Source organism: Clostridium uliginosum (genome assembly GCF_900112485.1).
Taxonomy (GTDB): Bacteria; Bacillota; Clostridia; order Clostridiales; family Clostridiaceae; genus Clostridium; species Clostridium uliginosum.
This window is the reverse complement of record NZ_FOMG01000039.1, coordinates 1-25,610: the sequence shown is the minus strand read 5'-3', so window position 1 is coordinate 25,610 and position 25,610 is coordinate 1. Positions and strand designations below refer to the sequence as shown.

At 26.5% G+C, this 25,610-nt stretch carries 15 protein-coding genes, 1 tRNA gene and 1 other annotated feature; of the genes, 14 read left to right on the top strand and 2 right to left on the bottom strand.

What is annotated here, in order from left to right; all coding sequences use genetic code 11:
• Positions 1 to 98 precede the first annotated feature (98 nt).
• A complete protein-coding gene (gene aspD / locus BM027_RS16570; protein WP_090094294.1) occupies positions 99 to 1,748 on the bottom strand; it encodes an aspartate 4-decarboxylase in 1,650 nt (549 codons plus the stop codon).
• A 172-nt stretch (positions 1,749 to 1,920) separates the two neighbouring features.
• Positions 1,921 to 2,184: a binding site (T-box leader), on the top strand.
• A gap of 372 nt (positions 2,185 to 2,556) precedes the next feature.
• Between aspD and tyrS the strand changes: the two genes are divergently transcribed.
• From tyrS to mscL, 3 genes are all read left to right on the top strand, one after another.
• Positions 2,557 to 3,762 carry a tyrosine--tRNA ligase gene (tyrS, locus tag BM027_RS16565; RefSeq protein WP_090094295.1) on the top strand — a complete coding sequence of 402 codons (1,206 nt, stop codon included), beginning with the start codon at positions 2,557 to 2,559 and terminating at the stop codon, positions 3,760 to 3,762.
• Positions 3,763 to 3,938: 176 nt separating this feature from the next.
• Complete coding sequence (locus BM027_RS16560; protein ID WP_090094293.1) at positions 3,939 to 4,544, top strand: superoxide dismutase; 606 nt, start codon at positions 3,939 to 3,941, stop codon at positions 4,542 to 4,544.
• A 394-nt stretch (positions 4,545 to 4,938) separates the two neighbouring features.
• The gene (gene mscL, locus BM027_RS16555) at positions 4,939 to 5,400 is read left to right on the top strand and encodes a large-conductance mechanosensitive channel protein MscL (protein ID WP_341465535.1); all 462 of its coding nucleotides are present in this window, start codon (positions 4,939 to 4,941) and stop codon (positions 5,398 to 5,400) included.
• 395 nt (positions 5,401 to 5,795) lie between these two features.
• Here mscL and BM027_RS16550 read toward each other — a convergent pair whose 3' ends face one another.
• A complete protein-coding gene (locus tag BM027_RS16550) occupies positions 5,796 to 7,022 on the bottom strand; it encodes an aminopeptidase (RefSeq protein ID WP_090094291.1) in 1,227 nt (408 codons plus the stop codon).
• A gap of 737 nt (positions 7,023 to 7,759) precedes the next feature.
• Here BM027_RS16550 and polA point away from each other — a divergent pair.
• The 11 genes from polA to BM027_RS16495 all read left to right on the top strand — a co-directional run bounded on the left by polA (position 7,760) and on the right by BM027_RS16495 (position 25,502).
• Positions 7,760 to 10,375, top strand: coding sequence for a DNA polymerase I (gene polA, locus BM027_RS16545; protein ID WP_090094290.1), 2,616 nt, complete (start codon positions 7,760 to 7,762; stop codon positions 10,373 to 10,375).
• A 30-nt stretch (positions 10,376 to 10,405) separates the two neighbouring features.
• Positions 10,406 to 11,002 carry a dephospho-CoA kinase gene (gene coaE, locus BM027_RS16540; RefSeq protein ID WP_090094289.1) on the top strand — a complete coding sequence of 199 codons (597 nt, stop codon included), beginning with the start codon at positions 10,406 to 10,408 and terminating at the stop codon, positions 11,000 to 11,002.
• Between the two features lie 52 nt (positions 11,003 to 11,054).
• A complete protein-coding gene (locus BM027_RS16535; RefSeq protein WP_090094288.1) occupies positions 11,055 to 11,621 on the top strand; it encodes a lytic transglycosylase domain-containing protein in 567 nt (188 codons plus the stop codon).
• 143 nt (positions 11,622 to 11,764) lie between these two features.
• Positions 11,765 to 12,883 carry a glycosyl hydrolase family 8 gene (locus tag BM027_RS16530; protein ID WP_090094287.1) on the top strand — a complete coding sequence of 373 codons (1,119 nt, stop codon included), beginning with the start codon at positions 11,765 to 11,767 and terminating at the stop codon, positions 12,881 to 12,883.
• Positions 12,884 to 12,949: 66 nt separating this feature from the next.
• Positions 12,950 to 13,033, top strand: a tRNA-Leu gene (locus tag BM027_RS16525).
• Positions 13,034 to 13,775: 742 nt separating this feature from the next.
• Positions 13,776 to 16,049, top strand: a complete 2,274-nt coding sequence (locus BM027_RS16520) for a YhgE/Pip domain-containing protein (RefSeq protein WP_090094286.1) — start codon at positions 13,776 to 13,778, stop codon at positions 16,047 to 16,049.
• 35 nt (positions 16,050 to 16,084) lie between these two features.
• Positions 16,085 to 18,373: a YhgE/Pip domain-containing protein gene (locus tag BM027_RS16515; protein WP_090094285.1), complete on the top strand. Its 2,289-nt coding sequence runs from the start codon at positions 16,085 to 16,087 to the stop codon at positions 18,371 to 18,373.
• A gap of 153 nt (positions 18,374 to 18,526) precedes the next feature.
• Positions 18,527 to 20,461: a sensor histidine kinase gene (locus BM027_RS16510; protein ID WP_090094284.1), complete on the top strand. Its 1,935-nt coding sequence runs from the start codon at positions 18,527 to 18,529 to the stop codon at positions 20,459 to 20,461.
• On the top strand, positions 20,448 to 22,478 hold the full coding sequence (locus BM027_RS16505) for a sensor histidine kinase (protein ID WP_090094283.1): 2,031 nt from the start codon (positions 20,448 to 20,450) through the stop codon (positions 22,476 to 22,478). Before BM027_RS16510 ends, BM027_RS16505 begins: the two co-directional genes overlap by 14 nt.
• 167 nt (positions 22,479 to 22,645) lie before the next feature.
• Positions 22,646 to 23,143 carry a TspO/MBR family protein gene (locus tag BM027_RS16500; RefSeq protein ID WP_090094282.1) on the top strand — a complete coding sequence of 166 codons (498 nt, stop codon included), beginning with the start codon at positions 22,646 to 22,648 and terminating at the stop codon, positions 23,141 to 23,143.
• A 199-nt stretch (positions 23,144 to 23,342) separates the two neighbouring features.
• Positions 23,343 to 25,502 (top strand): type IA DNA topoisomerase, encoded by a 2,160-nt coding sequence (locus BM027_RS16495; RefSeq protein WP_090094281.1) that lies wholly within the window; start codon positions 23,343 to 23,345, stop codon positions 25,500 to 25,502.
• The last annotated feature ends 108 nt before the right edge of the window (positions 25,503 to 25,610 follow it).

Below are 25,610 nucleotides of genomic sequence, written 5' to 3'. Positions count from 1 at the left end.
TATTTCATATAAATATTATGCGCAAAAAAGTGGATTCAAATTAATGAATCCACTTTTTTTATCGGCTAGTATCAAATTTATTTTGATACAGCCTCTTATTATTTTTTAAAATGTGTCTTAAAAGCTTTCCAATCTTCAGCATATTCTTCAAATAGTTCATTGATGGCTTTACCTATTTTAATATATTGCTCATCTTTTAAATTTGCAAAAGATACACGGATAGACCACTTTGGACCATCAAATCCACCACCGTTTAATAATATAATTTTATACTTTTGCGCTAATTCAAACAAGAATTCAATTGGATCACGTTGTTCTTGAAGATATTTTGCAAAGTCTTCACCATATTTTAATCTAGCCCAAACCAATAAGTCATATTCATTATAATAAGACGTACTGTGTTCATCTTTTTTCTTCATTGGTAATCCACTTAAATTATCATAAACTAACTTCTTACGTCTATAACATATATCTTTTGTTTGTTGTTTATATGTATTATTACTATCTAATAATGCAAAAATAGAGAAAATAGCCATTTGAACTTGTTGAGGAGTAGAAAGACCAGCTGTATGATTTAATGCAACTTGCCTACTATCAGCAACAATTCTATCTATAAATGGAATGTTTTGAGGATCTGTAGTTAATGCATTATATCTAGCAATTAAATCAGATTTAGCTTCTTCTGATAATTCCTGAATCAATTTATTAAATACATTATCATGAGCTAAAGCTATAACTCCAAGTCTCCAACCTGTAACTCCAAAATATTTGGAGAAAGAATACACTCCAAGTGTATTATATGGCATAGTTACCATTATAGATTTAAAGTTATTAGCAAATGTACCATAGACATCATCTGTTACGATCATTAAGTTTGGATTTTTTTCTTTTACAATGTTCTTAATATAATTCATTGATTGATCATCTATTGCTACAGAAGGAGGATTGCTTGGATTAACTAGACATAAAAGCTTGATCTCAGGATTTGCAAGTTTAGCAAGTTCTTCTTTTGGATATTGCCAAGTATGACGACCTTCTTCATTTAATTGAGAAGCAAAAACTTCTGTAACATTAAAATTATATCTAGATAAATGTGGAATTTCTAGGTATGGAGTAAAAATAGGTACCATTAATGCAATATGTGATTCCTTTTCTAATAAATGGTTAGCCATAAGTGAATCAAAAATATAACACATTGCTGCAGTTCCACCTTCTACAGCGAATAAATCATGACTAGATGTATCTGTTATTTCTCCACCCATTTCTTTAATAAGATAATCGTGAACTGCTCTTTCAACTCTAATTAGCATACGATCAGGTACTGGATAATTGTCACCAATAATACCATCTACTAGTTCAAACACCCATGAATCATTATCAAAATCATATTTATCAATACCGTATTGCACTATTTCATCTAATAAATGAATTCCAGGTGCATCCTTATGATTACTAACGAAATTTTTAAATCGATTATAAATTTCTAGCTTTTCTGGCATTCCTGCTAAATCACCATCACACCAAATTCTTCTTGTTTCAGAAACTGCAAAGTGACCAAGTGTAAAAAATGCATCTCTTGGAGTAGATGCTGTCCAATTAGGATTACCTCTACCAGCATTTAGAAAGATTTTTACACCTTTTTTTTCTGAATCTAATGCAAGGCTTATTAATTCATCTTTTAATTCAAAAGGACTTAAATTTCTTACTTTTTCTATAAGTTCTTTTCTTTTTTTTGAATGTTCGTTCATAAATATAATCCTCCTTTCTATATACACTATGCAAAGAAACGTATTATTTATTTAGTATCTATCAAATAAGAAAAAAATATTATATAATATGGATTTTTAAAATACAATCTATTTTTAAGTAAAACTATTGACAAATTTCAAGAATGGTAATAATATAAATGTGAAATATATATTAAAAGCTTTGATAAGAAATAGTAGATTTAATAGAGTTTTAAAGAGAATCCTCGGTTGGTGTAAGAGGATAAACAAGTTAAGTTGAATACGTCTTTGAGCAGCACTCTGAAAGAGATAATCAAGTAGGCAGTTGTCGTTTTTTGCACACGTTATAGTGCTAGAGTATAACCAGTTTTGTTTAATTGGCGTACTTGAAGAGTTTGTTATTGTGAGGTAACAATGAACCAAGGTGGTAACACGTGAGTAATCTCCCGTCCTTTTATATAAGGATAGGGAGTTTTTTTTATTCTTTAGGAAATTATATTCTTAAAGAAGTTGTGGATAACGCAGATTATATTTTTGTTTAAAGGTTAAGAAATAAAAACTAAAGAATAAAAAGAAAATATATTCGCCTGCCAGATTTTTCTCACATACGTTCGAAAAGGCAGATGCGTAAAAAAAATCGACGTCTCCACAGTCGCCTTTGCGATTTTTTTATATTTAAAATTTATATATAAAGTATATGGCGCCATAAACTTAATAACTATTTTAAATTGAAAAGAATAAATTTATAAGAACAAAAAATATTATGCAAAAGAAAGGATGTGAAAATTTAGAATAGCAATTTATTTAAGAACTATTCTAAATGTTAATTATGAAGAATATAGATGAACAATTAAAGATAATAATGAAGGGTGTAGATGAAATAATAGGTCTCGATGGACTTAAAGATAAATTAAAAAAAGCACAAAATCAAGGAAAATCATTAACAGTTAAACTTGGTTTAGATCCTAGCGCACCAGATATACATTTAGGACATACGGTAGTTTTAAGAAAAATAAAACAGCTACAAGATTTAGGTCATAAAGCAGTAATTATAATTGGAGATTTTACTGGAAAAATAGGTGATCCAACTGGAAAATCAAAAGCAAGAAAAGCTCTTACAACAGAACAAGTATTAGAGAATGCTAAAACATATGAAGAACAAATTTTTAAAGTGTTAGATAAAGAAAAAACAGAAGTTAAATTTAATAGTGAATGGCTTAGTAATCTAAAACTCGAAGAAATTATAAAACTAGCTTCTACAATGACTGTAGCAAGAATGCTTGAAAGAGAAGATTTTAAAAAGAGATACGATACTCAAACTCCAATCGGAGTACATGAATTTTTCTACCCTTTAATGCAAGGATATGATTCGGTAGAAATAAAAGCAGATATTGAGTTAGGTGGAACAGATCAAAGATTTAATGTTTTAATGGGAAGGATGCTTCAAAAAGAGTTTAATCAAGAACCTCAAGCAACTATATTTATGCCATTACTAGAAGGACTTGATGGTGTAAATAAAATGAGTAAGAGTTTAGGAAACTACATTGGTGTTGATGAAAAAGCAGAAGTAATGTATGAAAAAGCTATGACATTACCAGATGAATTAATAATTAAATATTTTGAATTAGTAACAGATATTCATCCAGATCATATTAGAGAAATAGAAGAAAACTTAAATCAAAATAAAGTTAATCCTAGAGACGTAAAAATGAATTTAGCTAAGGAAATAGTTAAGTTATACCATGGAGAAGAGGCATCTGATATTTCTGAAGAAAGATTTAAAGAAGTATTTCAAAAAGGATTAATTCCTAAAGATATACAAACTATAGAGGTTTCTAAAGAAGGATTCAATTTAGAAGAAGTTTTAGTAAATAATAAATTAGTTAAAAGTAAAAGTGAACTTAGAAGATTGGCTGTGCAAGGAGGTGTTAGAATTAATTCAAAGAAAGTAACTAATTTGATGAATATTACTACAACTTCAGAGATGATTATAATCATAGGAAAGAAAAAATTCTTGAAAGTATGTTGTAAGTAATAAAAAAATTAAAATTGGATAATAATAATTACTATACTTAAAAGAAAAAATTAAAAAAATAATGACTTTAAAACTAATTTGATATATAATCATAATATAGAAATTATTATTAAGTAATAAAAATTATTATTAGTAATAAAAATTTTCATTAAGTATTAGAAGGGAGATATATAATTATGTATGATAAAATTAAATTACCGTATTCATATGATGCATTAGAACCATATATTGATGCAGAAACTGTAGAAGTACACTATACCAAGCATCTTCAAACTTATGTAAACAACTTAAATAAACTTTTAGAAGGATATGATAAGTTTACAAAAGGAAAAACATTAGAAGAAATACTTTCAGATACAGATAAGATACCTAAAGATATTAGACAAGGTGTTATAAATCAAGGTGGAGGAGTTTTAAATCACAATTTGTATTTTTCAATTCTTTCTCCAAACCCAAAGAAAGCTCCAGAAGGAAAGTTATTAGAAGAGATAAATAAAACCTTTGGGGATTTAGAAAGTTTAAAAGATAAAATAAGCAATGTGGCTATAAGTCAATTTGGATCGGGTTATGGATGGTTAGTCAAAGGTAAACATGGGAAATTAGAAGTAATAAATACATTAAACCAAAATACGCCTATTAGTAGTAATTTAACTCCTATATTAACTATAGATGTTTGGGAGCATGCTTATTACTTAAAGTATAAGAATTTAAGAGCTGATTATGTTAAAAATATATGGAATTTAATTGACTGGGAAAAGGTTGAAGAACTTTATAATAATTAGTTTTTGATTAAGTAGGGTAGGTAGTTTTATATAAAAATAAAATTACCTACCGTTTTTTTTATATATGATATAGAATTTGAGCGATCAAATGCCAATTTTATTAACAATAATATTAGTGGTATTAGTTATTTATCTTATAGCTAGCATCCGTAAAACTACTACTTCTACAAGTTGTGGATAACGGCTTCTAAGTTTCAGATGGTGTCAAAATTCCATCTGAGACTTAGAAATATGTTTATTTTACAATCTCTTAATGAAATATATGCTTAGCTAACTAAAAGTTAACATTGAAAGGCGTGTCCAGTTATGTTAGATTTAATCTTAAGTAGCTGACTTACTTGTTATTTTTTAAAAATATTTCTTAAACATAATAAGTACATAAGAGAAAGAGGAGATTAATATTAAAAAACAAAAGAGTATTTTAACAGAATTTAAAGAATTTATATCAAGGGGTAATGTCATTGATATGGCAGTCGGTGTAATTATTGGAGGTGCTTTTACAACAATAGTAAATTCACTTGTTAAAGATATATTTATGCCGATTTTGGGCATTATAATTGGGAAAATAAACTTTAGTAATTTAAAAATTGTATTAACTTCAGCAGGAGATGGTAATGTTGAAGCTGCAATATATTATGGATCATTTATACAAAATACAATTAATTTTTTACTAATTTCACTTGTTATATTTACATTTATAAAGCAAATGAATAGATTTAGAAATAAGGAAGAAGAGAACAAGCCTAAGGAAACAGAAAAATTAGATGTATCGCTAGAAGTTGAATTACTTACCGAAATTAGAGATTTATTAAAATCCAATAGAAATTTAAGTGAGATTGATAAGGACAATATTTAGATATCTTCAATAAATATATGTTTATAAGGCACATGAAAATAAATAACAAGTCCAAAACTGTCATGAATATTTTTCATCAGGCAAGGAGGTAAAGTGCCATCATAGAGGGTCTATTATGGCATTTTGCCGACGTGAGCAGTGAACCCAAATCTATGATTTGGTGTAAATCGCTTACTCAGTGAGCGTATGCGAGTCGAACTTCCTATGATGGAAAATATGCTGCCAGATGGACTTGTTATTTTTTTGATTGTGCCTTATTAGAGTATAAAAAGAATGTTTTTTGTATTAGAATAGTTAGTATTATTTTCATTTATATGCCTAGTATAGAAATAGAAGAAATGATTTGTTAAATATCAATTCACTCTATTTCTTTTTAAGATAATTAAATTCTAAGTTTAGGCCCAATTACCATCTTTGAAGATTTGCACTTCGCTTCCATCTTCTTTTACTCCTACAATATTCATATCTTTTGTGCCAATCATAAAGTCAACATGAACTAATGAATGATTGTAGCCAGCTTTAGATAATTCTCCCTTTGACATGTTTTCACCATTTTCAATACAACAAGTGTAAGCTTCTCCAAGTGCTAAATGGCAAGAAGCATTTTCATCATATAATGTATTGTAAAATATTATATTTGAGTTTGAGATTGGAGAATCATAAGGAACTAAAGCAACTTCACCTAAGTGTTTTGAACCTTCATCAGTTTCAAGAAGTTCTTTCAATACTTCTAAACCAACTTCAGCATCATAATCTACTACTTTTCCATTTTTAAATGTTACTGAAAAGTTGTTAATAATATTACCACAGTAACTTAAAGGCTTAGAGCTAAAAACTTTTCCATTAACTCCATCATATTTTGGCATTGAATAAACTTCTTCTGTTGGCATATTGGCAATGAAGTTAAATCCTGCTTCAGCTTTATCTTCGCCACCACACCAAAGATGATTTTTTACAAGTTCAATTTTTAAATCTGTACCTAGAGAATTTTTAAAGTGTACGTATTTAAAGTTATGATTATTTAATTCATGTACCTTTGCGTGAAGAAGTGATGTATGTTTATTCCAAGCAACAATTGGATCATTTTCGTTAAGTCTCATTACATCAAAGATTACATCCCATAGTTTTTCTACAGCTTCTTCAGTAGAAAGTTCACTAAATACTTTTTTTGCCCATCCTTGAGTAGGAATTGAAACTATACACCATGAATTTCTATTAGATGAACATCTTTCAAAATAGTTTTTAAGTGCAGTACGTTTGCTTTTTTGATATAAAGCAATTTTTGAAGAATCTACATCTTTTAAGATATTTGGGTCAGAAGCAGATATACTTAAAAATGCAGCACCATTTTCTGCAAAGTAATCATATTTATCACGTTCAAAATAATGAATGTGGCTAAGTGTTTCTTTAGATGCATTAACAAATCTTATCTTATTAAATTTTTCATCAGAATAATTCATGTAAACATCTAAAGCACCCATATTATAAGCTTCTTCGCTTATCATCCTTGCAAATTCACAACATTCGATAGGAGAGTTAATGACTAAAAGACCATTTTCTTGTAAATTCACTCCTTTAGTTACAGCTAATTTAGCATATTTTCTAAGTAAATCTTTATACATTTAATCACCTCTTATATTATTTTATCTTTATTATGCCATTATTCTCACAAATTGTCTAAGCATACTAGCAATATTAAAAAATAATAATACACTTATTGGTAATATGTTTATTGTTAAGCAAAATATACAATACTTGTTTATTATTTAGGCTATGTTTTAGCAGAGTGTTGATATTGTTATATTTTTGTAAAGTGGACATTGAAATTGGACTTTTAGAACTCTTAATGAGTATTGTCATCTTTCCTGCTTGTCCAAAGCTTGCCTTTGGAGCAAGCTAAAAGAGGACTATACTCATTTAGACGTTCTTAAGTTCAATTTCTTAGCCCACTTTATAATATATAACAATATCAACACGGTTTTAAAATATAGATTTGTATAATCGTCTTAATAATTAATAAAAATGTGAGTTGCTTTAAATTTAGATATGAATTAATATTAGAAAATATGGTTACCTTTATTAAAGAATAATGATTTTAGTTAATAAAAATAGTATAATAGTAGTGTATGACTAATTTATCACATGATACACTTAAGGATAAGTTATTTTAAGTTTTATAGGTAAGATATTATTTATGAAATAAATTTTATTAGATAAACTTATTAATACAGTATGACGCAAAATAGATTAGCTGACTTACTTGTTATTTTTAAAAAAATATACCTTAAGTTAAACTAAATCTAGGAATTAATTATATAATAAAGTTATAAAAAATTATTCGATTTATAGGAGGATTTAAATGAAAAGGTTATTAATTTTAGACTCAAATTCACTAATGAACAGGGCTTTTTATGCGTTGCCTCCTCTCACAAATAGTGATGGAATAAATACAAATGCTATTTATGGATTTATGAATATGTTATTTAAGATGAAGGATGAATTAAATCCTGATACTATAATTGCTACCTTTGATAGGAAGGCACCAACATTTAGACATAAAGAGTATGAAGATTATAAAGCTGGAAGAAAGAAGATGCCACCAGAACTAGCTGAGCAATTTCCAATTATTAAGGAATTACTTGGTTTTATTGGCATAGGTATTTTTGAAATAGATGGTTTTGAAGCAGATGATTTAATAGGAACTATATCTAAATTTGCAGAAGAAAGTGACATGGAAGTGTTCATAGTTACTGGAGATAAGGATGCACTTCAATTAGCTTCAGAAAAAACTAAGGTTGTCATAACTAAAAAAGGTGTTACAGAAACGGCTATTTATGATGAAAAAGCATTTGTAGACGAATTTGAAATAACACCAGTGCAATTTATTGATGTAAAAGGGCTTATGGGAGATAAATCAGATAATATTCCTGGTGTACCTGGAGTTGGCGAGAAAACTGCATTTAAGCTTATTAAAGAATATGGATCACTTGAAGAGGTATTGAAACATATTCCTGAAATAAGTGGTAAGAAGCTAAAGGAAAATTTAGAAAACAATATGGAGCAAGCGGTGTTTTCTAAAAAATTAGCTACTATTATGAGAGAAGTTCCGATTGAATTGTCATTAAAAGATATAGAAAGTGATAATGAACCAAAGCTTAAAGAACTTAATAAACTTGCTAAAAACCTTCAATTAAAGTCAATATTAGCAAGATATAACGCACATAGTGAGGAAGAAGAATTAGCTGAAATTGCTAATATAGAAATAAATAATGTTGAAACATTAGATGGCATGAAAGAAGTTTTATCTAATATAAAAGATAGAAGCTATATATTATTTACTTTAAGTGATGCATCTTTATATTCTAAGTTAGAATTAGAATATTTAATTTTAGGAGAAGAAAATAAAGCAAATATTATAGATTTTAAATTAATAAATATGAGTAATAGAGAAGAAGCTTTAAAAACTTTAAAGATCTTTATGGAAGATAAAAGTATTAATAAGGTAATTCATGATGCTAAGAGCTTAATTACATTTTTAAATAAGTATGATATAGAAATTCAAGGATTTGATTTTGATACTGCAATAGCTGCTTATTTGATTGATTCTTCAAAAAGCAATTATGATATTTTGAATTTGATTAATCAATATTTAGAAAAAGATATTAAAGGTGAAGGTATTAAGCTTAATGGAATATGTTGCAGCTATTTGATAAAATTGTATAATGAGTTAAAGACACGACTTAATAAGGAAGATATGGATGAATTATATTATAAAGTTGAGCATCCTTTAATATATGTACTTTCATCTATGGAAAGTATTGGATTTAACATAAATCAGGATAAATTAGAGGAATTAAGGGTTAAATTTAAAGAACAAATTGAGAAGACTCAAAAAGAAATATATGATTTATCAGAAGAAGAATTTAATATTAGCTCACCTAAACAATTAGGGAAAATTTTGTTTGAAAAGCTTGATTTGCCTGTAATCAAAAAGACTAAAACAGGATATTCAACTAATCAAGAAGTATTAGAAAAATTACTGGATAAGCATCCAATAATATCTAAGGTTATGTATTTCAGACAAATTACTAAAATTAATTCTACATATGTAGAAGGATTAAAAAATGTAATAGATGAAGATGGATATATACATTCTAATTTCAATCAAACTGTTACTACTACAGGAAGATTATCAAGTACAGAGCCTAATCTTCAAAATATTCCAATAAAGTATGAGATGGGTAAGGAAATAAGAAAGGTATTTATACCTAAAGAAAAAAATGATATACTAATTTCTTGTGATTACTCTCAGATAGAATTAAGGGTATTAGCTCATGTTGCAGATGATAAAAATATGATAGATGGATTTATGAATCATAGTGATATTCATACTAAGACAGCATCAGAAGTTTTTAAAGTACCAATAGATGAGGTTACATCTACGATGAGAAGTAATGCTAAAGCTGTCAATTTTGGAATAGTATATGGTATAAGTGATTTTAGTTTAGCACAAGATTTAAAGATAACTAAAAAAGAAGCTGGAGAATATATGGCTATTTATTTTGAAAGATATCCTAAAATAAAGGAATATTTAAATTATGTAAGCGAGTATGCTAAAGAGAAGGGATATGTATTAACTATTTTAAATAGAAGAAGATTTATACCAGAGATTAAGTCTTCAAATAAAATAGTAAAAGCTTTAGGAGAAAGATTAGCTATGAATGCACCAATACAAGGAAGTGCAGCAGATATTATAAAACTTGCTATGGTTAATGTATATAGCAAGTTAAAAGAAAATAAACTAAAGAGTGAATTAATTCTTCAAGTACATGATGAACTTATATTAAATGTTAAGGAAAATGAATTTGATGAGGTAAAAAATTTAGTTACAGAGGAAATGGAAAATGCTATTAAATTAAAGGTAGCACTTGATGTAGATATGAAATATGGTGCTACATGGTACGATGCAAAATAAGGCACTAAAAGTGGGAGATGAAATTATTACATGATTAAAATTGGGTTAACAGGGGGTATAGGAACGGGAAAAAGTACTATATCTAATATTTTTAAAAGTGAAAATTTAAATGTAATAGATGCGGATGAAATTGCAAAAGAAGTATTAGAAAAAAATCCACAAATATTAGAAAGTGTTCGAACAGAGTTTGGAGCAGGTTTTTTTGATTGGAGAGGGGAATTTAGAAGAAGAGAATTTGGAAATCATATTTTTAAATTTATAAAACAAAGAATAAAATATGAAGCTATAATAATGCCTTATATTAAAGATGCAATAAATAATAAAATAGAGTTTTATGAAAAAAAAGGAGAAAAACTAGTAATAGTAGATGCTCCAACTTTAATTGAAAATAAAATGCATGAAGATGTAGACTATGTAATACTTGTATGTGCAGAAAATAATACGCAAATTCAGAGAGTTAAACAAAGAGACAAATTAAGCCAAGCAGAAACAATAAGTCGTATAAATGCACAGATGACTGTAAGTGAGAAAAAGAATTTTGCAAATATAATTATTGATAATAATGGTGATTTAATTGAAACACAAAAACAAGTGTATGATTTAATTGATTTTATGAAGGCGTTATAGTGTAAAATTAAGTATTTATTCAATCAATATATTTTAAGCAAGGAGAAAAACAATGAAATCGCGGAAAAGTAGTTTTCTTATATTAGTAGCAATACTCATTCTACTAGCTATAGGAATAGGATCTAAATATCTTATAAAAGAAGTCTTTTTTCCTTATAAATATGCGGAATATGTAGATAAATATAGCAAAGAATATGATCTTGATCCATTTTTTGTATTAGCAGTTATGAAGACGGAAAGTAAATTTGATGAAGATGCTCATTCTAATAAAGATGCAATAGGATTAATGCAAATAACTGTTGAAACTGGAGAGTGGGCAGCAGAAAAAATGGGACTAGGTATCTTTTCAAAAGAAATGTTATTTGATGAAGAATATAATATAAGAATTGGCTGTTGGTACTTAAGTGAACTAAGAAAAATGTTTGATGGAAACTTAGAATTAATAATTGCTGGATATAATGCAGGACCTGGTAATGTTAATAAATGGCTTAACGATGATAAATTTTCTGAAAATGGAAAAGATTTAAGCTATATACCATTTAAAGAAACGAAAAAATATTTAGATAAAGTTACTACGTATTATAATGTTTATAAATACTTATATAAAAATAATGAATAAAAGTATAGTAGACGTTGGCGCCTACTTGAAGTATGTGGGAGTGCGACATATCCAATAACAATTATATAAGGCACATTCAAAAAATAATAACCAGTATGATTGTCTATTATTTTCTTTCATGTGCCTAAGAGGATGAGGTAAATATGAAAAAAAAATATATATTAATTACTGGAATGATCTTATTGCTAATTGCTGTAGCATATTATGTTTTAGCACCATATTTTAGATCTATATATAGTGAGAAAATCTGGTTAGAAGCAGGAATTTCACAAGAAGAACACTTACTAAGTGACTTTATAAACAATAATTTGATTGATAAAGAAGGCGGAATATATACAAATTATATTGATACAAATTCTGATGGGGATATAACTAAAGGACATACAGTATTATCAGAATCTGAAGGTATTATGCTTTTATATGCATTAGAGAAGAATGATAGAGTATCATTTGATAAAACTTTGGATTATATCAAAAATTACATGATGCTTTCTAATAATCTTATAAGTTGGAGAATCGAAAGTGGAACTAAATTAAAAACTTCAGCAACTATTGATGATTTAAGAATAGTTAAGGCTTTACTTTTAGCGGATGAAAAATGGGGTAATAAGAGTTATAGGGTAGTAGCACTTAGAATATCAAAAGGTATATATAAAGATTTAGTGGATGGAACTACTCTTATAGATTTTAATGATGGAAAAGAAATGAGCAAAACTACTACTTTATGTTATTTAGATATAAAGACTTTAAAAATGCTATCAAATCTTAATTCTTCATGGGAAAAAGTATTGAATAAATCTTCAGAAATTATAGAAAATGCATATATTAGTAATGATATGCCATTATATAAAAAAGAATTTAATAGAAGTGAAGGAACTTATGATAACAATGATAATATAGATACTCTTTTATCAATGATTGTATTACTTAATAAACAAGAGTGTGGTCAAGATGTTAGTAGAAGTTTAGAATGGATTAAAGACAGGCTAAAGAAAGAAGGCTTTATTGTTACTTCATATTCTGAAGTTGGTAAAGCTACATCAAACATTGAGTCTACATCAATATATTCAATGATAGTAAGAATGGCAACTAATGCTGACGATGAGGAACTATCTAGATTAGCAATGGAAAAAGTTAATGCATTTCAAGTTAAAAATCAAAATAGTAAGATATATGGTGGCTATGGACAAGAAGATGGTAATAATGTTTATTCATTTGATAATTTAAATGCGCTTCTAGCACATAGATATTTTAAATATTAAAAATATATTAATACAAATCATATTGAAAAATTGGCAAAAATGATTTACAATTAGATTAAAGTATAAGCAGGTATGCTGGAATTGGCAGACAGGCGCGTTTAAGGGGCGTGTGTTTATAACGTACGGGTTCAAGTCCCGTTACCTGCACCATTTAAGCCTGTTTTAGGCACTTAATAACATAAAGCTATTGCACGTTTATTGTAGAAATACTAGATAAGCGTGTAGTAGTTTTTTTTATGTTAAGGAGATACTTACATTAGAATTCGATTTTTAGAACTTTTAAGTGAGAGTCAAAAAGTAAATGTCCAAAAGTGAGAGTCCAAATTTTATATTTGGTTCCTCAAACTTTCTTTGTGAGCATTTTATATTTGGAAACATGAACTTTTCCTGTGGGCATTTTACATTTGGTATCTCAAACTTACTAAGCGAACGAATGTGAGTCTAGTTTTAGCATGCTGAACAATATGTAACAATATCAACACAGTTTCAAAAAAGAACCAAAACTTAAAATAAAAAATTGTGAATTAGAAGATTATTTTTGGTTATAAAATAAAAAAATATTAAGAAAAATATTATTTTTTTATTAAAATTGACTCATAGTCATTTTTAATATGATATAATCATAAAGATATTTAAAAGTATTTTAAACCACAAGGTTTTGCTCTATAATATAAAAAGAGGTTTTTAGTTTAAAAATTAGAATTAGAAATTAATTTAACTTAAAGATAAAAAATTATATTATAAATTATATTATAATGATAGGAGGATTTTTAGTTAGTATTTACAATAGGACAAGTTAACTTAATACAAAATATAAGTGTATGACTTTTGAAAATGTTAAGTTAATAAAATGTAAATTAGTCTTTTGTAAAGTTCTGACAATAAGGTGAGTATGAAGAATATAATAAAGATTTTTAAAAGAGATGTAGTTAATATAGCAACAAATTGGGTAGCAACAGTTGTAGTAATCGCCCTTATGGTTATTCCATCATTATATTCATTAATTAATATAAAAGCATCATGGGATCCATATTCAAATACTAGTGGTATTCAAATAGCAATTATTAATGAAGATAAAGGGGCAACCTTTAAAGATCAAGATATAAATTTAGGAAATGATTTAGTTGATAAGTTAAAAGATAATGATAAGATGGGATGGACATTTGTTGATAAAGAGACAGCAAAAGATGGACTACTATATGAAAAATATTATGCAACTGTTGAAATACCAGAAGATTTTTCTGAAAATGCTACTACAATAGTAGATAAGAAAGTTGTAAAACCTAAACTAATATATACTGTAAATGAAAAGAAAAATGCAATAGCTCCAAAGATAACAGATGCGGGAGTGAAAAATGTAAAAGGACAAATTGATGATAATATTGTAAAGACAATTTCAGGAGTACTTTTTAGAGCGTGTAATGAAATTGGAATTGAGTTAGATAAAAATAGAAATGAATATAGAAAAACAATAGATGAGGTATATGAATTAGATGAAAATATGCCACAACTTGAAAAATTATTAAATAACACTATTGATGGAACGACAAGTCTTTCAGATTTAATTGTAAAAGCAAATGAGATACTTCCAAATGTATCAAATACAATTGATATAACCGATGAATTTTTAAAAAATACTCAAACGATTTTTGATGAAAGTCAAGGGTATTTATCGGATATATCACCAACAATAAAAGAAGATTTAATTAAGTCGGAAAATGTAATTGATACTACAAGTATTCAGCTTACAAATCTTGATGAAAATATAATACCTGAGGTGGCAAAGAAAACATTGATAAGGGTTTCGGATACTGCTAAATCTGCAAGTACATTAATTGATGATGTTATATCTCAACTTAAGAGTGTAAAGAAATTTTCAGATAAAGTAAGTAAGATAGATCTTTCAAAGTTTACACTAGATAGTAATAATCAAGAAGGATCAGAAATAAATAAACAATTTAAGTCATTAACAAGTATAAAGGATAACTTAAAAAATGTTAGCAAACGGATCTCTAAAACTATAGATAACTTGGATAATATCAATGAAAAGCTTGATATGGTGAAAAATAGAGCTGATGAAGAAATTAAAGATTTAGATAATGGGAAAAAATTAGATACTCAAGTTATTAAAGACATGAGAAACGTATTAGAGGATATTCATACATCAGTTACAGATGTAATTGACAGCTATGATTCAGAAATTGTACCAGCTATTAAAGATGGCTTTGATTCAATTAGAATTATTTCAGACAAGACATTAACTGTTTTAGACACAGGAAGAAGTACATTACCAGACCTTGAAGAGATATTAAGTGTATCTACAGAATTTTCAAATTTATCTACTGATGAGTTAGTTAAATTAAAAGATAAATTTCCAGAGTTTAAGGATAATGTACATGAATTAGCTGATAAATTTAGAGAATATGATGAAGAAAATAAATTTGATGAATTATTTGATATGATAACAAATAATTGGGAAGATCAAAGTACATTTTTATCTAGTCCAGTTCAGATTGAGGATAATAGATTATTCTCATGGCCTAACTATGGGTCAGCATGTACACCATTTTATACAGTATTGTGTTTATGGATTGGAGGATATATGTTATCAATCATACTTGGAACAGATGCACATTCATTTGAAGAAAATCAAGAACTAAAGTCTTATGAAATATATTTTGGCAAAATGTTATTATTTTTATTTATAGGAATAGGACAAGCAATAATAGCAAGTATGGGAGCTTTATTTATTTTAGGTAGTTATGCTCTTCATCCTGCGATGTTTATATTCTATACGATATTTGTAAGTATTGTATTTACAATTATGATTTACACTGCTGTTAGTGTTTTTGGAAATGCAGGAATAATATTTGGTGTAGTTCTACTAGTAATACAAGTTGCAGGAACAAGTGGGAACTTTCCAATAGAAGTCAACCCGGCAATATTTCAAAAGTTATTCTCATTGCTACCATTTACATATGCTATAAGCGGAATGAGGCAGATAATGGTAGGAATAGTGTATTCTATATTATTTAAGGATATTACTGTATTATGTATATTTATGGTTATATCACTTGTTATTGGATTATTATTTAGAAAGATAGTTAATAGAAAGAGTGAAAAGTTTGTTAAAAAGCTAAAAGAAAGCACAATAATGAATGGTTAAGAAAATTTATAAAGTAGATAATAGAGGTAATAAACATGAAGAATATATTTAGAATTTTTAAAAGAGATATGATTACAATATCAACTAATTGGGCAGCGTTAATTATGATAGTAGTGCTTATAATCATACCATCATTATATTCATTAATAAACATTAAAGCATCATGGGATCCATATGGAAATACAACAGGTATTAAAGTGGCAATTATTAATGAAGATAAAGGGACAGTATTTAAAGAAAAAGATATAAATCTAGGAGAAGACTTAGTAGAAAAGTTACAGGATAATGATAAATTAGGATGGACTTTTGTTGATAAAGAAACTGGGAAAAAAGGTTTATTAGAAGAGAAATATTATGCAACTATTGAAATTCCAGATGGATTTTCAGAAGATGTTACTACATTAACTGGGAAAGATGTTACAAAACCTAAATTAATATATACTGTTAATGAAAAGAAAAATGTAATAGCACCTAAAATGACAGATGCAGGAATTAAGGCTTTAAAAGGACAAATTGACGATAATATTGTAAAGACTGTATCTGGAGCAATGTTTAGAATATGCAATGAAGTAGGACTAGATAGTGAGCAGAATAGACCTAAACTTAGAAAAATAATTGATGAAATATATAAATTAGACGAAAACATGCCTGATCTTAAAAACTTATTAGATGATACAATTGATGGAACTGTAAGTGCTTCAAAATTACTACAAAAAACTGATGAAATGATTCCAGTAGTATCAGATACTATTGATGCAACAGGGGAATTTTTAGATAATAGTCAAAATTCTTTAGATAAAATAGAAGGAAGTCTTTCTGATATATCACCATTAATTAAAGAAAAATTAGTTATGTCAGAAGATACATTAGATGCTTCAGGCGTAATTTTAGGAAATATTGATGAAAATATATTACCGGAAGTTGCAAAAAAGAGTTTTATTGGAATATCAGATTCAGCAGAATCATTAAAGAAAATAGTTAAGAATGCTAAATCTCAATTAAAAGACATAAAGTCATATATTGATAAGATAGCTAATATTGAAATAAAACTAAAAGAAACTAAAGATGATAATTCGGAAGAAACAGTAAAGAATCAAGAAGCTAATAATAAAGAGCTGAAATATTTACAAAGTGCTAAATCTAAATTAAAAGATGTTAGTAAGAAAATTTCTGATAGCATAGATAAATTAGACACAATTGATGATAGACTAGATGTGGTTATTGATAGAGCAGGCAAAGAAGTAGAAAAAATAGATAGTGATGGAAGATTGGATATTCAAGCTATTAAAGATACAAGAAAGATATTAGAGGATGTGCATGCATTAGTTGCTACTATGGTAGATAGCTATGATTCAGAACTCGTACCAACTATTGAAGAAGGTTTTAATTCAATTAGAGAAATATCAGATAGTGGTTTAATATTACTAGAGCAAGGAAAAAACATATTACCAGATGTTGAAAAATTATTAAATAATTTCACAGAAACTTCAAATTTATCTAATGAACAATTAGTTAAGCTAAAAGATAATTTCCCTGATATTGAGGAGAAAATACATAAATTAGCATATAAACTTAAGGGATTAGATGAAGAAGATAAAATTGATGAATTATTAGATATGATAACTAATGATTGGGAGTCACAAAGTACATTTATGGCTAGTCCCGTTGAAATTGAAGATAATAGATTATTTCCATGGCCTAATTACGGATCAACTGCTACGCCATTTTATACTGTATTATGTTTATGGGTTGGTGGATTATTAGCATCAGCATTATTATCATTAGAAGCACATGAATTTGAAGATGGACTTCCGATTAAAGCGTACGAAATGTATTTAGGAAAATTATTAGTATTTTTGTTACTTGCAATATTTCAGGCATTAGTAGCAAGTATAGGTGCCCTAGCTATACTTGGAAGTTATGCACTTCATCCAATGATGTATATTTTTTATTCAATATTTGTTAGTGTTGTATTTATGACAATGATATATACTGCTGGAAGTATATTAGATGATGTGGGAAAAGCTATTATAGTAATTATATTAGTACTACAAATGGCAGGAACAAGTGGAAACTTTCCTATCGAAGTTACTCCAGTATTATTCCAAAAGTTATATCCATATTTACCATTCACATATGCTATAAATGGTATGAGGCAAATTATGGCTGGAATAGTATACCCTATATTATTTAAGGATATATCTATATTATGTATATATATGGTTGCTTCATTAATGTGCGGACTATTATTAAAGAATTTAATGAGTAAAACAACTACAAAACTTATGAATAAATTAGGAGAAAGTGGAATACTTCGACATTAACATTTATAAAAACAATTGCGTATCTATTTACCTAGATACGCAATTGTTTTTTTACATGTATATACATATATAACCCTAAAATTTCAAAAAGTGTAAAATATCTTCTATACATTTAAAGTAAAATAAAGTAAAATAAATAGAAGGTGAAGAAAAATGAGGAATTACGAAGAAATAGAAAATATTACATTTATAAATAAAACAAGTGTTATAAAAACTTGTCTTATTAGTATATTGTTTTATGTTATATTAAATTTAATTTTTATAAAAAACTTTTTTATGTTAATTTTAACTATTAGAATTTATTATATAGTTGCTAGCATAACTTTTTCGATTCTATTAAAGCCAATAAGTAGAATATACAATGAATGTATTATCAAAGTTATATATATATTTTCATATTTAAATACAGTTATTTACATAATGGTATTTATTACAAATACAAAAATGATTCCTGTACTAAATATATATAATACCTATGTAGATATAAGTACTAATACTTTCATATTAATGGGAGAATTTATAGTTTATATAATTATAGGATATAAAGTTAAAAAAGAAAAAAAAGATAACACACTGTATACTATTTTAGCAATTATATTTTGTGTTTCCTTATTTTGTTATTACAAACAATTAATTTTAAATCAAACCTTAGTTATTATCTTTTTCATTGAAGGTTTGTCATTAATTAACTTTTTTGCAAACAAAATACGAAAAAGAAACATTATAAACATAAAAAAAGATAATTTAAATATTATAAATATATATTTATGTTTAGTAATTTTAATATTTATATTAAGTATTATTTATAATTTTTATCAATATAAATACAATTTAATAAGTTTAATGGAATTATTAATTTTCGTTCAATTTAATATAATTTGGAAATTTTTTGCAACTAATTTAATAAAAAATCCATATAAAAATTTATACGAATCATTAATTAAAAAAATTAAAAATGTAAATTACCTTTCTAGAGAGCTATTAGTAAAAAATAAACAGCTAGAGACATCTATTAATAATTTAAGGAATAAACAATATTTATATACAACGTTCTTTAGGTTTATGCCACACCCTATGATATTACTTAATTTGCAGAATGATAGAATTTTATTTGTTAATAAGCCTTTTTTAGATTTAGTAAATATATCAACAAGAAGAGAGGTGATCAATAAAAAGTTGTATGAATATATAACTTTTATTGATGAAGATAAAATAAATAACAACTATAATGCAATTTTAAATACTAGGGATCAAGATAAATTTATAAATGTTCAATTTTTATCTGCGTATAAAGATAGAATGCAGGAGATAATATTAATTGAAGATAATACATCTAAAGTTTTAACAGAAGAAATAAAAAAACAAGTTCAAAACAAAATTATTGAAGAAAGTATAAGAACTGAATTTTTATCTGGCATTAGTCATGATTTAAAGACACCAATAAATGTTATATACTCTGCAACACAGTTAGAGAGTATATACATGGAAAAAACAGACGTACAAGCTTTGAAAAAATATAGTAATATATCTAAAAAGAACTGTATTTCTTTAATAAGATTAACAAATAACTTAATTGATAGCTCAAAAATAAACTCAGGTTATTTAATTCCTAGATTAGAAAAACTTAATGTGGTAGAGGTAGTTGAAGACGTTGTAACATCATTAGTAGACTATTCTAAAAGTAATTATACTGAGCTGATTTTCAATACTAATACAGAAGAATGTTATTTCAACCTTGATTATGAATTTATGCAAAGAATAATTTTAAATTTAATTTCAAATTCTATAAAATTTACATCTCATAAAGGAAGAATAGATGTAAATATAGAGTATGAAAATAACTGTGTTAATATATCTGTAAAAGATAATGGATTTGGAATAAATAAAGAGTTTATTAAAGAAGCGTTTACTAAATATTCTACAGATGAAAAAGCAGCTTATTCTAAAAAGGAAACTGGAATAGGACTTTTTGTAGTTAAGAAACTAGTTGAATTGCAACATGGAAATATAGATGTACAAACTGAATTGGGGGTAGGGACCAATATAATAATACAGTTTAAAAGGGAGAGTTTAAATGAATATGAGTAAACAAAATACAATCATTAATATTATTAATGATAGTAGGAAGGTTGGAAATATTGCTATTGAATGGGTAGTTTTATTTATTGGGGTTACGTTATATTGTGCTTTCACTAAAGAATATAAGTTGTACATCACATTAGATACTGCAATATATATATCGATAACAAGTGGAGTTATTTATATATCTATGGTAAAAATAAATGCTTATAAAAATTATTTCTTAGAATATTTGGGCCTGGAAAGTATTTTTATTTCTATAGTAACTAGCGTAAGTCTATTAATACTTAATTATAATTGGAATGAAGTAGGGGTTTATTATTTAGTGTTTTTAAGTAGTATGTTATATTGCTTTGAAGTTTTAATAATATCATTGGGATTTTACTTTAGTAATAAAAGAACTAAGGTTAAAAAGGGGATTTTAATTTATACACTTATAAGCATTAGTATATTATTTTTTATTATGCCTAAAAATTATTTGTGGATAAGTACTAAAATAAATTTTTTTACTTTAAGGATACTTTTAAATAATCTTTTAGCTATATTATTAACAGCTTTTATGATATCAAATTTGTTGAAATCTAAAAGTATTTTAAGTGAATTTGATAACATAAAAATATATTTATATATTTTTTTAAGACTTTGTAGTTATATTAGTCTTATATTTATAATAAAAGGCTTTAAAGAATTTATCATTATTAGTGGAGTTTTAAAATTAAGTGCATTTTATTTTTTATATAGATGCATTGTAAATGAGATACTTAGTCAGTCTTTTAAAACTATGAAGAAAAAATTAGAAGAAGCAAATAAGATAAAAATAGAACTTAGTACAACTATAAGCAAAAAAAATAGAATTTTAAATGAAACTAATATTATGATAGAAAAGAGCCAAAGTAAGTATAATGAATTAATTGATTTAATTTATGATGGAGTTTTTCTATTTTCTTTAAATTGTTTAGAATATATTAATAAAAGTGCTTTAAAACTACTTGGAGATGTGAATAAAGAAGATCTTTTAGGAATAGAAATGGAAGATTTTATAGCAAAATATTTTAATTTCAAGTTAGAGAAAGTTAAATTACAAGTAAATCATATTACAGATGTAAAAATGAAATGTAACAACTTGATAGTTGATTTATTTGTAGTTTATATAGATAGTAGTACTAAATTACTTTATATTCATGATGTAACAGAAATTAAAAAAAGCGAAAGAATGCGAAATAAGTTAGAAACATATTTAAGGGAAGAAGAATTGAAGAATCAGTTTTTTTCAAATGTTTCTCATGAACTTAGGACGCCTATAAACTTAATTTTTTCTGCAATGCAACTTAATGAAATAAGTTTACAAAAAGAAAATTTTAACAATATTAAAAAGAATAATAAGATAATTAAGCAAAATTCATTAAGATTAATAAGAACTATTAATAATTTTATTGATACAAATAAGGTTTCAGAAGGATATCTTAAACCAGATTTCAAAATTTATAATATCGTTGAGGTTGTTGAGAATATTTCTATTGCATGTAATAAATATATAAATAAAGCAGAAATTAATTTAATTTTTGATGCACAGGAAGAAGAAATTTACGTTAAATGTGATAAGGATATGATAGAAAGAATTATTTTAAATATACTTTCTAACTCGGTTAAGTATGGTAAAAAAGGTGGAGAAATAAAAGTAAATATAATAATTAAAGAGAAGAATGTTGTAGTAATAACAGTGAAAAATAATGGACACAGAATTGAAGAAAAAACCATTCCATATGTATTCGATAAATTTACTAAATTAAATAAGTCACTTAATAGATTGAGAGAAGGAAGTGGTTTAGGATTATTTTTAACTAAAGCTTTAGTAGAGCTACAAGGAGGAAATATTTCATTAACTTCAGATGAAAATGGTAATACATTTATAATTAATCTTTCAATTACAAATCAAAAAAATAATATAAATGCACAGTATGACTTAGAAATGAATAATATTGAAGAAAAAGTTGATGTAGAATTTTCGGATATTTATATTGAATAATAGAGTTGGTAGTGATATTATTTTTTTTAGCTAATCATATTATAAATTAAATTGCATATATATTAACATAGTTATATCATTTGGAGTATATTGTTTGGGATTAAAGATTACATAATAGATATTCAAAAAATGACTTAACAATTAATTTATAAATATGGGGTGTTAATATGAAAAGTAAAATAAATAGCAAAAAGAAAATTTACTTCATACCTCTTATAATAAGTATAGGAGCTCCTTTATTAATAGCAAGTATTATAACTTACATTCTTCCTACAAAAGATCTTTATATGACTTTAAATAAGCCTATTTTTGCGCCACCAGCAATAGTCTTTCCTATTGTTTGGACAATACTTTATATACTCATGGGGATAGCTTGCTATAGAGTATATATACTTAAATATAAGGGCATTGATAGTAGCTCGGCTATATTTACTTATACAATACAACTGTTATTAAATTTTTTGTGGGTATTTATATTTTTTGGATTGAGATTATATGGAATAGCTTTTATAGAATTATTAATACTGTTACTTTTTGCTACATTAACATTTATTAGATTTTATAAGAAAGATAAATATGCAGGATTATTATTTATTCCATACTTAATTTGGTTAGTTTATGCAGGAGCATTAAACTTTTTTATTTGGATGTTAAATGAGATGTGAATTAGACATATGAAAGAAAATAACAAGTCAAATATACTAGCATACTGATTTATTATTTTTTTGAATAGGAATTATTAGTTTAATATTTTTAATAATGACTAAAAATAAGGTTAGTTGCTTATAACTAGCCTTATTTTTATTTTAATGTTAATATATATGTTGGTAGAAAATAATATCAAGTGATTTTAGGGGGTCTAGCATGGGAAAGGTTATTATTGCAGAAAAACCTTCTGTTGCAAAGAATATTGCAGAGGCATTAAAAATAAAAACAAGAAAAGACGGATACTTTAAAGGTGAAGATTACTATATTACTTGGGCTTTTGGTCACCTTCTACAACTATATGATGCAAAAGACTATGATGAAAATATGAAAGGTTGGAGAATGGAAAAATTTCCATTTATACCTGATAATTTTCAGTATAAGGTGAAATGCGACAATATTGATAGAACTGCACCAGATAAGGGTGCAGCAAAACAATTGAATATAATAAAGTCTTTAATAGAACAAGAAGATATAGATGGTGTAATTTCTGCAACTGACTTTGATAGAGAAGGTCAAGTAATAGCGGATGAATTATTTAATTATTTAAATGTAAGTAAACCTACATATAGATTGTTATTAAATGAATGGACTCCAGATGAAGTAAAAAAAGGTATGAATAATTTAAAAGATAATAAAGAAATGCAATTTTTACAGGATGCTGGAATAGGAAGGCAATGGACTGATTGGATTATTGGAATAAATTTGACGTCTGTTAGTACTTTAAAATATAAGTTTGAAGAAAATAAAACAATTAATATTGGAAGGGTACTTTTGCCTACTTTAAAAATTATATATGATAGGGATAAGGAAATAGAAAATTTTGAAGCAACTACATATTATAAGTTAACATCAAGCTTTAAAAACTTAAATAATGATGAATTTGATGGGTTATACTATGAAAATGAATCTGAAAAGTTTGAAGATAAGGCTATATTAGATAAGCTAATACCATTATTAGATGGAAGTAGTGCAACTATAATTGATAAGCAAACTGAAAAAAAGAAAGATTATCCTCCATACCTTTTTAATTTATCAAATTTGCAAGGGTATGTAACAAGTAAATATAAAGGATGGACATCTGATAAGGTGTTAAAGGTCGCTCAAAGCCTTTATGAAAAGAAATATACAACATATCCTAGAACAGCTAGTGTGGTGCTAGAGGAGAGCTTAGAGGATAGAGCAAGAAAGGTTTTAAATACTCTTAAAGTAGGATTACCTTATGAAAGTGACATTAAATTTTTAAAAACTAAGAGAGTATTTGATAATTCGAAAGTTGAAAGCCATAGTGCTATAACACCAACATATATAAAACCAAGTGGGCTTAGTAAAGATGAAGAGATAGTTTATACTGCTATTAAAAATAGATTCATAATGCAATTTATGCCTATTGCAGAATTTGAGGAAACTAAAATAAGGTTAAGAAGTGATAATCCTCAAGTTAAGGGAGAATTTATTGCAAAAGGAAAAGTTCAACTTGTAGAAGGATGGAGAGTTGTTGAAAAGATAGATACTAAGGATACAATACTCCCAATGGTTTCAATTGATGAAAAGGTTGATATTACATCAAATAAGATAAATAAAGTAACTAAAAAGCCACCGAAGTATCATACAGAAAAGACACTTCTTAGAGTTATGGAGACATGTGGTAAGGGTGTAGAAGGCAATGAAGAAGATTCTGACGAAATGATGCAGTCTATATTAAATGGATTTAGTATAGGTACTCCAGCTACTCGTGCAGAAACTATTAAGAAACTTAAAGATATTGGATATATAATATCTAAGGGAAAGAGCTTAACTTGTAGTGAGCTTGGAAGAAATATAGTTGAAATATTCCCGGTTCAAGAACTTTTAGATTTAGAGTATACAGGAAGGCTTGAAAGCACATTATCTGACATAGAAAAAGGAAAATTTAAAAAATCAGATTTTATGAAGCTCATATATGATTTTACAACTAACGCTGTTGATAAAATAAAAAAAGATACTTCAGCTTTATCTAAATTTAAAGTAGAATTACCAGAAGGTGTAGAGGAAATTGGAAAATGTCCTGTTTGTGGCAATTCAATAGTAGAGAGTGAAAAAAGCTTTGGATGTACAAACTGGAAGAATGGGTGTAAGTATACTATTTGGAAAGATGATAAGTATATATTATCTTTTGGAAAAAAGGTTTCTAAGGAAATGGTAGTACTGTTACTTAAAAATGGAAAAGTAGGATTTAGGAATCTTAAAAGTAAAAAGGGAAATACCTTTTCAGCATATTTTAGATATGAAAAAAATGAAAAAACAGGATATTACAATTGGAAGATAGAATTTATATAATTTAAATAATGAGTAGGTTGTTGAATAACTAATTTTTACAAATATTTATTTAAAAAATATTCTTAGGAATCATAAATTCCAAGGATATTTTCTCGTTTTGATTCCTTG